This is a genomic window from Streptomyces sp. NPDC005266, assembly GCF_040607655.1.
Taxonomy (GTDB): Bacteria; Actinomycetota; Actinomycetes; order Streptomycetales; family Streptomycetaceae; genus Streptomyces.
In genome coordinates this window covers 320,091-333,931 of record NZ_JBEXHC010000005.1, presented here as the reverse complement: position 1 = coordinate 333,931, position 13,841 = coordinate 320,091, and the positions used below count along the sequence as shown (strand labels likewise).

General features: G+C 73.2%; 11 protein-coding genes. 10 read left to right on the top strand and 1 reads right to left on the bottom strand.

Annotated elements, in window-relative coordinates; all coding sequences use genetic code 11:
- The first annotated feature begins 164 nt into the window (after positions 1-164).
- The 4 genes from ABZU99_RS12750 to ABZU99_RS12735 all read left to right on the top strand — a co-directional run bounded on the left by ABZU99_RS12750 (position 165) and on the right by ABZU99_RS12735 (position 5,871).
- Positions 165-1,190 carry an NlpC/P60 family protein gene (locus ABZU99_RS12750; protein WP_355939169.1) on the top strand — a complete coding sequence of 342 codons (1,026 nt, stop codon included), beginning with the start codon at positions 165-167 and terminating at the stop codon, positions 1,188-1,190.
- Between the two features lie 208 nt (positions 1,191-1,398).
- Positions 1,399-2,463, top strand: coding sequence for an NlpC/P60 family protein (locus tag ABZU99_RS12745; RefSeq protein ID WP_356046977.1), 1,065 nt, complete (start codon positions 1,399-1,401; stop codon positions 2,461-2,463).
- 31 nt (positions 2,464-2,494) lie between these two features.
- A complete protein-coding gene (locus ABZU99_RS12740) occupies positions 2,495-3,772 on the top strand; it encodes a hypothetical protein (RefSeq protein WP_356046979.1) in 1,278 nt (425 codons plus the stop codon).
- A 956-nt stretch (positions 3,773-4,728) separates the two neighbouring features.
- Positions 4,729-5,871: a glycosyltransferase family 4 protein gene (locus tag ABZU99_RS12735; protein WP_356046981.1), complete on the top strand. Its 1,143-nt coding sequence runs from the start codon at positions 4,729-4,731 to the stop codon at positions 5,869-5,871.
- 378 nt (positions 5,872-6,249) lie between these two features.
- Here the strand turns inward: ABZU99_RS12735 and ABZU99_RS12730 are convergent, their stop codons facing one another.
- A complete protein-coding gene (locus tag ABZU99_RS12730; protein ID WP_355939181.1) occupies positions 6,250-8,046 on the bottom strand; it encodes an AMP-dependent synthetase/ligase in 1,797 nt (598 codons plus the stop codon).
- A gap of 264 nt (positions 8,047-8,310) precedes the next feature.
- Here ABZU99_RS12730 and ABZU99_RS12725 point away from each other — a divergent pair, with 264 nt between their 5' ends.
- The 6 genes from ABZU99_RS12725 to ABZU99_RS12700 all read left to right on the top strand — a co-directional run bounded on the left by ABZU99_RS12725 (position 8,311) and on the right by ABZU99_RS12700 (position 13,660).
- On the top strand, positions 8,311-9,072 hold the full coding sequence (locus ABZU99_RS12725; RefSeq protein ID WP_355939184.1) for a metallophosphoesterase: 762 nt from the start codon (positions 8,311-8,313) through the stop codon (positions 9,070-9,072).
- A gap of 66 nt (positions 9,073-9,138) precedes the next feature.
- A complete protein-coding gene (locus ABZU99_RS12720; RefSeq protein WP_355939187.1) occupies positions 9,139-9,579 on the top strand; it encodes an SRPBCC family protein in 441 nt (146 codons plus the stop codon).
- A 230-nt stretch (positions 9,580-9,809) separates the two neighbouring features.
- Positions 9,810-11,207, top strand: a complete 1,398-nt coding sequence (locus ABZU99_RS12715) for an ArsA-related P-loop ATPase (RefSeq protein ID WP_356046984.1) — start codon at positions 9,810-9,812, stop codon at positions 11,205-11,207.
- Positions 11,208-11,414: 207 nt separating this feature from the next.
- The gene (locus tag ABZU99_RS12710) at positions 11,415-11,834 is read left to right on the top strand and encodes a DUF5304 domain-containing protein (RefSeq protein ID WP_355939822.1); all 420 of its coding nucleotides are present in this window, start codon (positions 11,415-11,417) and stop codon (positions 11,832-11,834) included.
- Between the two features lie 57 nt (positions 11,835-11,891).
- The gene (locus ABZU99_RS12705) at positions 11,892-12,833 is read left to right on the top strand and encodes an ROK family glucokinase (RefSeq protein WP_355939193.1); all 942 of its coding nucleotides are present in this window, start codon (positions 11,892-11,894) and stop codon (positions 12,831-12,833) included.
- Between the two features lie 20 nt (positions 12,834-12,853).
- Positions 12,854-13,660, top strand: coding sequence for an endonuclease/exonuclease/phosphatase family protein (locus ABZU99_RS12700; protein WP_355939196.1), 807 nt, complete (start codon positions 12,854-12,856; stop codon positions 13,658-13,660).
- Positions 13,661-13,841: the final 181 nt, after the last annotated feature.

Below are 13,841 nucleotides of genomic sequence, written 5' to 3'. Positions count from 1 at the left end.
ACGGATCACGGCGGGGTCACTAAGGTCGGCTCGAACCTTCGCGCGGTTGATCATCCATCGGGGATGGCAGCGGAGGTACCGCCGAGTCCGCGCCCCCACGCGGAGCCGGGGATTCAACCCCCCAACTCCCGGTAGGCGGCTGGAGGAAGAAGGAGCTCGCCCCCGTGGCGTCCCACCGTCGACCCAAGCAGCCGAGCCGTACTCGGGTAACCGTCTTCACCGTGACCGCGGCTGCTGCCGTCGCCCTCACCTCCCAGGCCGCTCAGGCCGCTCCCAAGCAGGACAAGAAGGACGTCAAGGAGCAGGTCGACAAGCTCTACGAAGAGGCGGAGCAGGCGACCGAGAAGTACAACGGCGCCAAGGACAAGCAGGAGAAGCTGGAGAAGCAGGTCGGCGACCTCCAGGACAAGGTGGCGCGCGGCCAGGAGGAGCTGAACAAGCTGCGCGACGGCCTCGGCTCGATGGCCACCGCCCAGTACCGCACCGGCGGCATCGACCCCTCCGTCCAGCTGCTGCTCTCCTCCGACCCGGACACCTACCTCGAGAAGGCGTCCACCCTCAGCCAGCTGAGCGGCAAGCAGGCCCAGTCGCTGCGCAAGATCGCCGACAAGCAGCGCACGCTCAAGCAGCAGCGCGAAGAGGCGTCCACCAAGCTGCAGGACCTGGCGGACACCCGTAAGGCGCTGGGCAAGAAGAAGGACGAGATCCAGGGCAAGCTCGCCAAGGCCCGGGAGCTCCTGAACACCCTCACCGCCAAGGAGCGCGCCGCCCTCGCGGCCAAGGAGCAGGAGCGCGCCAACCGCTCCAGCCAGCGCGTGGACCTGGGCAACGAGGTGCCCGAGTCGGGGCGGGCCGCCGCCGCGCTCGCCGCCGCCAAGACCAAGATCGGCTCCCCCTACGTCTGGGGCGCGACCGGTCCGTCCTCCTTCGACTGCTCCGGCCTCACCGGCTGGGCGTACCAGCAGGCCGGCGTCCAGCTCCCGCGTATCTCGCAGGACCAGGCGAACGCCGGCACCCACATCGGCCGGGGCGAGCTCAAGCCCGGCGACCTGGTGCTCTTCTACGGCGACATGCACCACATAGGCCTGTACGCGGGCAACGGGCAGGTGTTGCACGCCCCCAAGCCCGGTGCCAGTGTGCGCTTCGAGGCGATGGACAACATGCCGTTCCAGTTCGGCGTGCGGATCTGATCCCAGTCTCCTCGCGAGAGCTGTGCCAACCGCCCCTTTCGGGCGAATCCCCCACACGTTCCGCTGACCCCCACCCCGTCGGTGACCTGCGTCTCCGGCGGGGTGTCAGTTTGTCTGCCCGCCCTTGCCCTTGGATCCGGCCCCAGCCGCACGGCTACTGTCTGCCGCGCAGGTCCCCTCAGCCTGCGGAAGGGAGTGCGGCTTCCCCATGTCGTCCGCTCGCCGCGCCTCGAAGCCCGGAAACCGCCGGGCCACCGTCTGGACCACCGCCTCGGCGGTCGCCGCGGCCTCCGCCGCCGCGCTGTGCACCGGGCAGGCCGGGGCCGAGCCGCATGACCCCGCGGACGGCCACCCGGCCGCCCGGTCCGCCGGCAGCCGCATCGACACGCTCTACGCCCAGGCCGAGCGGGCCACCGAGCGGTACAACGCGGCCCGGACGCGCGCCCATGACCTGCGCCACCAAGTGGAACGGCTCCAGGACCGCGTCGCCCGCGGCCAGGAGCGGGTCAACCGGATGCGGGTGGCGCTCGGCGCCCTCGCGGGCGGGCAGTACCGCACCGGCGGGTTCGACCCAGGTATCGCCCTGCTGCTCTCCGAGGACCCCGCCCACTACCTCGACAAGGCCGCCACGCTGGAGCGGATCACCAGTCGGCAGGCCGGCCGGCTGCGGGTCCTCAAGAGCGCCCAGCGCACCCTGCGCCAGGAGCGGGCGGAGGCCGCGGCCAAGCTGGTCAAGCTGGAGCACAGCCGCAAGGCCGTGGCCCGTCACAAGCGCGCCGTACAGCGCAAGCTGGCCACCGCGCGGCGGCTGGTCGGTGCGGTGCCGCAGGGGGAGCGGGACCCCTACGCACGCGCCTCCCGGGACGGGCGCGGCCCGCATGGCGTTCCCGGCGGTGTTCCCGGCGCGCCGGACCTGCCCCCGTCGTCGGGGTGGGCGGCCGCCGCGTTCGGCGCGGCGCGTGCGGCGGTCGGACTGCCATACGCCTGGGGACAGGCCGGGCCGACCGCCTTCGACTGCTCCGGGCTCACCCAGTGGGCCTACGCCCGCGCGGGGGTCGCCATTGCCCGCACCTCCCAGGAGCAGGCGCACGCCGGACAGCCCGTGCCGCTGTCCCAGGCCCGCCCCGGAGACCTGGTCGTCTACCGCTCCGACGCCAGCCATGTCGCGATGTACGCGGGCAACGGGCAAGTGATCCACGCGCCGTACCCCGGGGCGCGGGTCCGCTACGACCCTGTCGGCATGATGCCGATCTCTTCCATCACGCGCGTCTGAACCCGGCGCACGGGCTCGTACGATCTAACGCGTGACGAGACGGCGGAGGTCAGGCGGATGGCGGGCGACGCTGAGCCTGCCGCTGGTATGCGCGCTGTCCCTCGCCGCGCTGACCGGATGCGGCCACGTCGCCGCCCCCGACGACCCCGAGAGCCGGGACGGCCGGGCCGTGCAACGCATGCTCGACCGGCGAGCCGCGGCGATCCGCGACCGGGACGCGGGCGCCTACCTCGCCACCGTCGACCACGGCTCCGCCCGCTACCGGGCCGAGCAGCGGCGGGTCTTCACCCAGATGTCCGCCATCCCCCTTCGCTCATGGACCTACCGGCTCGTGCGCATCGGCGGCTTCCAGCCCGCCCTGGGCACCGGCCACCGCATCGCCGCGCAGGTCGAACTCCGCTACCGGCTCGCCGGCTACGACACCGCCCCGGTCATCTCCTCCCAGTACCTGACCCTCGCCCAGCGCGGCGGGCGGTGGTACGTCGCCTCCGACGACGGCGTGGTCGACGGCAAGCGCGCCACCGAACAGCTCTGGGAGCAGGGCGCGGTCGACGTCGTACGCGGCCGCCACAGCCTCGTGCTCGGCGTCGGCCAGGACCGCCGCCTGCTGCGCGCGGTCGCCGCCACCGCGGACCGCGCCGTGCCCGCCCTCGACCGCGTCTGGCCCCATGAGTGGGCCGGGCGGGTCGTGGTCCAGGTCCCCGCCTCGCTCAACCGGATGGCCGCCCTCCTGGGCGCCTCCGCCAATGGCTACCGGGGCATCGCCGCCGTCACCACGGGCGAGGTCGGCGGCGCCGGCGGCTCCGCCACCCCCGCCGACCGGGTCATCGTCAACCCCGAGGCGTACCAGATCCTCGGCGACTTCGGCCGCCGCGTCGTCATCACCCACGAGACCGCCCACGTCGCCACCCGCACCGCCACCACCGCCTCCACCCCGCTCTGGCTCTCCGAAGGCTTCGCCGACTGGGCCGGCTACCACGCCCCCGGCCGCACCCCACGCCAGATCGCCCCCGAACTCACCGCCTCCCTCGCCGCCGGCCACCCGCCCCGGTCACTTCCCCGCGACGACGACTTCCGCTTCGGCACCGGCCCCGACCGCCTCTCCCGCGCCTACGAACAAGGCTGGCTCGCCTGCCGCCTGATCGCCGACAAATGGGGTGGAAAGCGGCTGGTGCGGTTCTACCGGGCGGTGGGGGAGGCGCCGCAGCGGTCCGGGGCGGTGGAGTCGGCGCTGCGGGGGGTGCTGGGGGTGAGCCTCGAGGAGTTCACGGCGCTGTGGCGCGAGTACGTGAGGGCAGAGCTCGGCTGAGGGGCCGCCCCCCGGCTCTGATTGCGGCCCGGCGGCCCGGTGGCCCGGTGGCCCGGCGGTCCGGCGGCCCCGGTGGCCCCGGTGGCCCCGGCGGCCCCGGTGGCCCCGGCGGCCCCGGTGGCCCCGGTGGCCCCGGTGGCCCCGGTGGCCCCGGTGGCCCCGGTGGCCCCGGTGGCCCCGGTGGCCCGGTGGCCCCGGTGGCCCGGTGGCCCCGGTGGCCCGGCGGCCCCGGTGGCCCCGGTGGCCCGGTGGCCCGGTGGCCCGGTGGCCCGGTGGCCCGGTGGCCCGGTGGCCCGGTGGCCCGGTGGCCCGGTGGTCCAGTGGTCCGGCGGTCCGGCGGTCCGGTGGCCCGGTGGCCCGGTGCGGGTGGTGTGCGCCTGCGGCGAGCGGAGCCCCGCCCCGCCCCTTCCCAAAGCCGAGGGCCAGCCCCCGAGCCCGCTGGGGCCCCGCCCCTGGACCCTGCTGGGTGGTTGTACGCGCGAGTACGTGAGGGCAGAGCTCGGCTGAGGGGCCGCCCCCGGCTCTGATTGCGGCCCGGTGGCCCGGTGGCCCGGTGGCCCGGTGCGGGTGGTGTGCGCCTGCGGCGAGCGGAGCCCCGCCCCGCCCCTTCCCAAAGCCGAGGGCCAGCCCCCGAGCCCGCTGGGGCCCCGCCCCTGGACCCTGCTGGGTGGTGTACGCCTGGGCCCCGTCCGGGGCTGCGGCCCTGGATCCCGCACGGGGCTTCGCGTCCAGCCCCCGCTCCTCAGACGCCGGAGCGGCAAAGTCCAGCCCGTCCGGCGACCCCGGACACGCCCGAAGGGCGTCCGGGGTCCTGGGGTGTTGCGACGACCACTAGAACCGAAGGGCGTGGGGCGGGGCCGGCCCGCGCCGGGGTGCGGGGCGGAGCCCCGGTTTCGGGAAGGGGCGGGGTGGGGGATTGACCCGCGCGCCACCCCCAGCCGGTACTGTCGGCCCCGATGGACAAGACCCTGCTCGTGACCAACGACTTTCCGCCCCGCCCCGGCGGCATCCAGGCGTTCCTGCACAACCTCGCGCTGCGCCTCGACCCGGCGAGGATCGTCGTCTACGCGTCCACCTGGAAACGCGGCCAGGAGGGCGCCGAGGAGACCGCGCGCTTCGATGCCGAGCAGCCGTTCACCGTCGTGCGGGACCGTACGACGATGCTGCTGCCCGCCCCGCGGGTCACCCGCCGAGCGGCCGCGCTGCTGCGCGAACACGGCTGCTCCTCGGTGTGGTTCGGGGCCGCGGCCCCGCTGGGCCTGATGGCCCCGGCGCTGCGGAAGGCGGGCGCCCGGCGGCTGGTGGCGACCACGCATGGGCATGAGGCGGCCTGGGCGCAGCTTCCCGCCTCGCGGCAGCTGCTGCGGCGGATCGGTGAGGGCACGGACACGATCACTTACCTCGGCGAGTACACCCGCTCCCGGATCGCCGCCGCCCTGGACCCCCGCGCCGCCGCGCGGATGGTCCAACTCCCGCCCGGCGTGGACGAGAAGACGTTCCACCCCGGCTCGGGCGGCGAGGAGATCCGGGCCCGGCTGGGGCTGGCGGACCGGCCCGTCGTGGTGTGCGTATCGCGGCTGGTGCCGCGCAAGGGGCAGGACACGCTGATCGAGGCCATGCCGGCGATCCTGCGGCGAGTGCCGGACGCCGTACTGCTGATCGTCGGCGGCGGCCCGTACGCCAAGGATCTGCGCAGGCTGGCGGAGACGACTGGGGTGGCCGATTCCGTACGGTTCACCGGACCCGTCCCCTGGGAGGAGCTGCCCGCCCACTACGGCGCGGGCGATGTGTTCGCCATGCCGTGCCGCACCCGCCGTGGCGGGCTGGACGTCGAGGGGCTCGGCATCGTCTACCTGGAGGCGTCCGCGACCGGGCTGCCGGTCGTCGCGGGCGACTCGGGCGGCGCGCCGGACGCGGTGCTGGAGGGGGAGACGGGCTGGGTCGTGCCGGGCGGCTTCGCCGAGCAGAGCGCCGAGCGGATCGTGGCGCTGCTGGAGGACCCGGAGCTACGGCGGCGGATGGGCGAGCGGGGCCGCGCCTGGGTCGAGGAGCGCTGGCGCTGGGACCTCCTGGCGGAACGGCTGCAGACCCTGCTGTGAACCACCTCGCTCGGCCGGATCCGGTGGCCCAGCTGGGAGTCCGCCTGGCCGGGAGCGCCGAGAGCCGAGTTCCGGCGGGGCCAGCCGGGGTCAGGGGCGAAGCCGGCCCTCCGGCTTCGCCCCTGACCCCCGGCGAAGCCGGCTCTCCGCGAGATGCCCTGGCACGGGGCGACGCGGCGGCTCCCGGGCCGACGGCGGAGCCCCGTCGGGGGCCGCAGGGTCCGGACAAAGCCCGGAGCCCGCAGGGTCCGGACGAAGCCTGGAGCCGCTCTTGGGGCCGCCGGGGCCCGGGCACCCGTACGCGGCTGTGGCTGAGCGGGGCCACGGGGGCGAAGCCCCCGTACGGGGGCTGGGCGACAGCCCAGACCCCCATCCGCCTCAGCCGTTGTAGATGGCCTCGATCTCCTGGGAGAAATCCTTCGCCACCACATTCCGCTTCAGCTTCAGCGACGGCGTCACATGCCCCGAGTCCTCCGTGAACTGCGTCGGCAGGATGCGGAACTTCCGCACCGACTCCGCCTTCGACACCGCCGCGTTCCCGTCGTCCACCGCCGTCTGGATCTCGGCCAGCATCTCCGGGTCCTCCCGCAGCTCGGCCGCGGTCACACCCTCCGGCTTGCCGTGCTCGGCCGCCCAGCGGGGCAGGAACTCCTCGTCGATGGTGATCAGCGCGCCCACGAAGGGCCGACCGTCGCCGACGACCATGCACTCGGCGACCAGGGCGTGGGCCCGGATGCGGTCCTCGATCACCGCCGGGGCGACGTTCTTGCCGCCCGCGGTGATGATGATTTCCTTCTTGCGGCCGGTGATGGTGAGGTAGCCGTCCTCGTCGAGGGTGCCGACGTCCCCGGTGTGGAACCAGCCGTCGGACAGCGCGTCGGCCGTCGCCGAGGGGTTGTTCCAGTACTCGGTGAAGAGGTGCTCGCCGTGCAGCAGCACCTCGCCGTCGTCGGCGATACGGACCACCGTGCCCGGCATCGGCTGGCCGACGGAGCCGATCTTCTGCCGGTCCCAGGGGTTGAAGGTGGTGGCCGCACAGGTCTCCGTCAGGCCGTAGCCCTCCAGCACGGTGAAGCCGATGCCCCGGTAGAAGTGGCCCAGCCGGGCGCCGAGCGGTGCGCCGCCGGAGATGGCGTGGGTGGCACGGCCGCCGAGCACGTCCCGCAGCTTGCTGTAGACGAGCCGGTCGAAGACCTTGTGCTTGAACTTGAGCCCGAACGAAGGACCGCCCGGGGCGTCCAGCGCCTTGCTGTACGCGATGGCGACGTCGGCGGCCTTGTCGAAGATCTTGCCCTTGCCGTCGGCCTGGGCCTTCGCCCGCGCCGAGTTGAAGACCTTCTCGAAGACGCGCGGCACGCCCAGCACCAACGTGGGCCGGAACGCGCCGAGTTCCTCGGTGAGTGACTTCACGTCCGGCACATGCCCGATCTTGATCGGCGCCAGCACCGCACAGATCTCCACCAGCCGTCCGAAGACATGCGCCTCCGGGAGGAAGAGCAGTACCGAACCCTCACCGGTGTTGAAGATCGGCTTGAGCCGGGCCACCGCGTTGCCGCACTCGGCGAAGAAGCTGCGGTGCGAGAGCACGCACCCCTTGGGACGGCCAGTCGTACCGGAGGTGTAGACGATGGTGGCGGGGGAGTCGGCGTTGGCAAGCGAGGAGCGCTCGTCCACCACCTCGTCCGGAAGCTCCGCGCCCAGCTTCCGCAGTGCCTCGATGGCGTCGCCCTCGATCCGCCAGACGTGCTGAAGACCGGGCAGGGCGTCCCGTACGGCCTCGACGGCGGCCTCGTGCACCCCCGTCTCGACCAGGGCGGCGACCGCGCCCGAGTCGCTGAGGATCCACTGGACCTGCTCCGGTGAACTCGTCTCGTACACCGGCACGGTGATGCCGCCCGCGCTCCAGATGGCGAAGTCGAGCAGCGTCCACTCGTAGCGGGTGCGCGACATGAGGCCGACCCGGTCGCCGGGCGAGACGCCCGCGGCGATCAAGCCCTTGGCGGCGGCGCGCACCTCTGCGAGGAACTCTCTCGCGGTGACGTCCTCCCACCGACCGTTGACCTTGCGGCCGACCACAGCGACATCCGGGTGCTGTGCGGCATTGCGTCGGATGAGATCCGTCAGATTCCCGTCGGACGGAACCTCGTAAAGGGCCGGAAGGCTGAACTCGCGCAAGACTGCTGCTCCTCGTGGGGGCGCCGGCGCCGCTACAGGGCATGGGGGTGGGGGAGAGAGGTTGGACGGCCCGGACGTTACTCGCGGGTATGGCTTCCGGGATAGGGGTTTGTGCTCAGATGTTTGATGCGTCACACACCGCCCTCGTGCAGTCCGCAGACTAATCGACTGAAGCCACGACCCGAAAGTAACCGCAGGTAGACGCGGGTCAGCGCAGTCCGATCACCTTACGGACGGCTGGCTGTAGGTCTTAGGGTGACACGCATGCGAGTCCACGTGGTGAGCGACGTGCACGGCAACAGTGAGGACCTCGAAAAGGCGGGCGACGGTGCCGACGCCCTGCTCTGTCTGGGTGACCTCGTCCTCTTCCTCGACTACGCCGACCACTCCCGCGGGATCTTCCCCGATCTCTTCGGCGTCGAGAACGCCGACCGCCTCGTCGAGCTGCGCACCGCCCGCCGGTTCGAGGAGGCCCGCGAGCTCGGCGACCGGCTGTGGGACGGGCTCGACCGCCGCGCGGCCATCGAGTCCGCCGTCCGCCGGCAGTACGCCGAACTTTTCGCCGCGTTCCCCACTCCGACGTATGCCACATACGGCAACGTCGACATTCCGTCGCTGTGGTCGGAGTACACCCGGCCCGGCACCACCGTCCTCGACGGGGAGCGCGTCGAGATCGGCGGCCTCGTCTTCGGCTTCGTGGGCGGCGGACTGCGCACCCCGATGCGCACGCCGTACGAGATCGACGACGAGACCTACGCCGCCAAGATCGCGGGACTCGGCGAGGTCGACGTCCTGTGCACCCACATCCCGCCGGAGGTCCCCGAGCTCTGCTACGACACCGTCGCCCGCCGCTTCGAGCGCGGCAGTGCGGCGCTCCTGGAGGCGATTCATACCGTCCGGCCCAAGTACGCCCTCTTCGGCCATGTCCATCAGCCACTCGCCCGCCGTATGCGAATCGGCGCCACCGAGTGCGTCAATGTCGGACACTTCGCCTCGACAGGGGCCCCCTGGAGCCTGGAGTGGTGACCCGCGCGCGGTAGCCTTCAGCGGCAGACATCCCATGCGGCGGACCGGTACGGAGGAGCCACGGCGATGGCGGAACACACCAGCTCGAGCATCACGATCGAGGCGGCACCGGCCGACGTCATGGAGGTGATCGCCGACTTCGACCGCTACCCGGAATGGTCCGGAGAGGTGAAGGAGGCCGACATCCTCACCAAGGACGACTGGGGCCGCGCCGAGCAGGTGCGGATGGTGCTCGACGCCGGGGCGATCAAGGACGACTACACCCTCGCCTACAGCTGGACCGGCGCCGACCAGGTCAGTTGGTCCCTGGTCAAGTCCCAGATGCTGCGCGCCCTCGACGGCTCCTACCGCCTCGCCGCCCGCGACGGCGGCCGGCGCACCGAGGTGACGTACCAGCTCACGGTCGACGTCAAGATCCCCATGCTGGGCATGATCAAGCGCAAGGCCGAAAAGGTCATCATCGACCGCGCCCTGGCGGGCCTCAAGAAGCGCGTAGAAGGCGCCTGAGCCCACCCCGTCCGGGGTTCGCCGCCGAGTCCGGGCCTCGCCCCGTCCCCCGGCACGCCTTCCAGGCGTGTCCTCGAACGCCGGACGGGCCGGATCGCCCCGGCAACCACCACCCACGGACCCCGCGCCCCCATCCGCCCCGCGAGGTACGCTCCGGCCGGTGCGGATCATTCGGATGCCGCGCCGCGAACACCACGAACCCACGCATCACCCCCGCCGGAGGCTCCCTCATGCGTACGGTCCTCGTCACCGGTACCGGCGGCGCGGGCCGCACCACGGTCGCCGCCGCGACCGCCCTCGCCGCCGCCCATGAGGGGAAGCGGGCGTTGCTGCTCACCGCCGACCCGGACGGCACCCCCGAGGCCCTGCTCGGCATCGGGCCACTGCGCTCCGCCCCGGGCCGGGGGCCCGAGCAGCTGCCGTGGTCGGTGCCCGTGGAGCTCACCCCAGGTCTGTGGGCCGCCCGGATCGTCACGGACGAGTGGTTCCGCGCCGAGCTGGTCGCCCTCCAGGAGCGTGGCCGGGCCGCGCTCGACATGCTCGGCGCGACCCCGCTCGACGGCGAGGAGCTGACCGCCCTCCCCGGTATGGAGTCCATCGCGCTGCTGCGCGCCCTGCGCGCCGCGCAGACCGCCCCTCCCGGTACCGGCTGGGACGTCCTGGTCGTCGATATGCCGCCCGCGCCGGAGACCGTCGCGATCCTCGCCCTGCCCGAGCAGCTGCGCCGCTGTCTGCGGCGGCTGCTGCCGGCCGAGCGGCAGGCGGCGCGTGCGCTGCGGCCGATGCTGGCCCAGCTGGCGGGGGTGCCGATGCCCGCGCAGAAGCTGTACGAAACGGCCGAGCGCTGGCAGCGGGAGCTGGCCGGGGTGCAGGGTGTGATCGACTCGGAGGCCACGACGGTACGGCTGGTCGTCGAACCCGGCCCGGTGGCCGACCGCGCGCTGCGTACCGCCCGTGCCGGGCTGGCGCTGCACGGTTGCCGCGTCGAGGCGGTGATCGCGAACCGGCTGCTGCCCACCGGCACCGCCGACGCGTGGCTGGCCGGCCTCTCCGGGCAGCAGCAGGCCGCGCTCAAGGAGCTGTACGAGCAGTGGGCGCCCGCCGTCCCGGTCCGGGAGGTGCCCCATCTGGGCCGCGAGCCGCACGGGGTGGGAGACCCCCACGGCGCGAAAGACCCCCTGGGCCCGCAGGGCCCCCGGAACCCGCAGGACCCGCAGGACCCGCAGGACCCGCAGGACCCCCAGGACGCGCAGGGCCGGCAGGACCCGCAGGACCCCCAGGGCCCCACAGTCCCCCGCCCCACCGCCGGCCTGGCCGCGCTCGCCGGGGCCGTCGGGGCGCCCGACGCGCGCCCGGACCGTCCGGCCGCCGACCCCTGGAGCGTCGAGGACCGGCTGGCGGAGGACGGGGTGTTGCTGTGGCGGCTGCCGCTGCCCGGTGCCCACCGCGACGCGCTCGGCCTGGTGCGCCGTGGCGATGAACTGATCGTCACGGTCGGCCCGTTCCACCGGGTGCTGCCGCTGCCGTCCGCGCTGCGCCGCTGTACCGTCTCCGGTGCCGGGCTGCGCGACGGCCGGCTGCAGGTCCGCTTCACGCCCGACCCGGACCTGTGGCCCAAGAGGCTCTGACCTACCCGCCAACCCCCGTCCGGTCACGGCCTCTGACCTCGCCCCCTCATTCCGGTAACGTCGATGACAAGACCGGATGAACGCACCCCGGCAGCCCGCACCGCATCCCCGCCGCAGGAGTTGTTCGCCATGAGCGATGCCACCGAGCGTCCCGCAGACACCCCGGTCGACGACATCCCGATCACCGACGACGTGCCGGTCACCGAGATGGACCCGGACGCCTGGGAGCGGGCGTGCGCCGAGGATCTGGCCGAGGAGAGGGCCCGGCGGGCCCGGGAGGCGGCCGGGGCGGCCGAAGAGCCGGGCAGCGCCGGGGAGGAGTTCCGCAAGCTGGCCGACGCCATCGCGGACAAGGTCGCCGGGCTGCGGGCGCCGATCGCCGGGACGGCGGTGCAGGGCGCCGTACAACAGTTGATCGCACAGGCGAAAGCGGCCGTCGAACCGGTCATAGAGCGCAATCCCGATGTATTCGAGCATCTTGTCGGCGCCGGTACGGAGCTGCTCGCGGCCTATCATGCCGCCGTATCAGGGCAGGAGCAGCGCTGGACCCAAAGCGGCGAAACGGGCAGGAGGGGTCAGGGTGGCGAAGGCAAGGGTTCGAGCAGTGAACACATCGACCTCGACTGAGGGCTACCTCCGGTACCGTTAGCCCCGGCGGGGTTCGACCAAATAACTGAGGGACTCATGGGACTCACCATCGGCGTCGATATCGGCGGCACGAAAATCGCGGCCGGCGTGGTCGACGAAGAGGGCTCGATTCTCGAGACAAGCCAGGTTTCGACCCCGCTGACTCCCGAGGGGGTCGTCGACGCCATCGCGGCTGCCGTGCGCAAGGTCAGCGTCGGCCATGACGTCGAGGCGGTCGGCATCGGCGCGGCCGGTTATGTCGACGACAAGCGGGCCACCGTTCTCTTCGCACCCAACATCAACTGGCGGCACGAGGCGCTGAAGGACAAGGTCGAGCAGCGCGTCGGGCTGCCCGTGGTGGTGGAGAACGACGCGAACGCCGCCGCGTGGGGCGAGTACCGCTTCGGCGCCGGCGTCGGCCATGACGACGTCGTGTGCATCACGCTCGGCACCGGTCTGGGCGGCGGCATCATCATCGGCGGCAAGCTGCACCGCGGCCGCTTCGGCGTGGCGGCCGAGTTCGGCCACATAAGGGTCGTGCCGGACGGTCTGCTGTGCGGCTGCGGCAGCCAGGGCTGCTGGGAGCAGTACGCCTCCGGGCGCGCCCTCGTCCGCTACGCCAAGCAGCGCGCCGCGGCCACCCCGGAGAGCGCGGAGGTGCTCCTCGGTCTGGGTGACGGGACCCCCGAGGGCATCGAGGGCAAGCACATCAGCGACGCCGCCCGCCGGGGCGACGCGGTCGCCATCGACTCCTTCCGTGAGCTGGCCCGCTGGGCCGGGGCCGGGCTGGCCGACCTGGCCTCGCTCTTCGACCCCTCGGCGTTCATCGTCGGCGGCGGGGTCTCCGACGAGGGCGATCTCGTCCTGGACCCGATCCGCAAGTCCTTCCGCCGCTGGCTCGTCGGCAATCAGTGGCGTCCGCACGCCCAGGTGCTCGCCGCCCAGCTCGGCGGCAAGGCCGGGCTCGTCGGCGCCGCCGACCTGGCCCGTCAGGGCTGAGCCGGAGAGGGGGCGTCGTCGTGCCGCCGGCGGACCTGCCCGGCTCGAGCACCGGCCCGGACGCGGCCGTGGTGCGGGTGCTCAGCTACAACATCCGCTCGATGCGCGACGACCGTGAGGCGCTGGCCCGGGTGATCCGGGCCTGCGCCCCCGACGTGGTCTGCCTCCAGGAGGCGCCGCGCTTCTTCCGCTGGCGCAAGGCCGCCGCCTGGCTGGCCCGGGAGACCGGGCTCGTCTACACCACGGGCGGCGCCACCGCCACGGGCCCGATGATCCTCACCTCGCTGCGCGCCCAGGTGGAGCGGACCGAGGACATTCTGCTGCCGCGCGTCCCCGGGCTGCACCGGCGCGGATTCGCGACCGCCGTGCTGCGGTTCGGCGGCGGCCACCGGGACACGGACCCCACGGGGGCGGCCAATGCGACCAACGGCATCCGGCTGGGCGTGATCAGCTGCCATTTGAGCCTGGCGGCGGCCGAGCGCTACGACCAGGCCGGGATGCTGCTGGACCGGCTGGCCGCGATGGACGTCCCGTACGCCGTCGCGGCCGGTGACATCAACGACCGGCCGGACGGCCGTGCCTTCCGCCGGATCGCCGGGCGGCTGCGCGACGGCTGGGCCACCGAGCCGTGGGGGAGCGAGGCCACCTCGACGCCGAAGGATCCGCATCAGCGCATCGACGCGCTCTTCGCCTCCGAGGGCGTCGAGATCATCGGCTGTGGGGTCCCGGTGGGGCTGCCGGGCGTCACCGACGCCGATCTGACGGCGGCCACGGACCATCTCCCGGTCCTGGCCGCGCTCCGCCTCCCGCGCGTCGCCCCGGCCTGAGCCCACGACTCACGAGGACAACAAGAACAGCGCCCTGGCCTGAGCCCACGACTCACGAGGACAACAAGAACAGCGCCCCGGCTTGAGCCCACGACTCACGAGGACAACAAGAACAGCGCCCCGGCTTGAGCCCACGACTCACGAGGACAACAAGAACAGCGCCCCGGCTTGAGCCCACGAC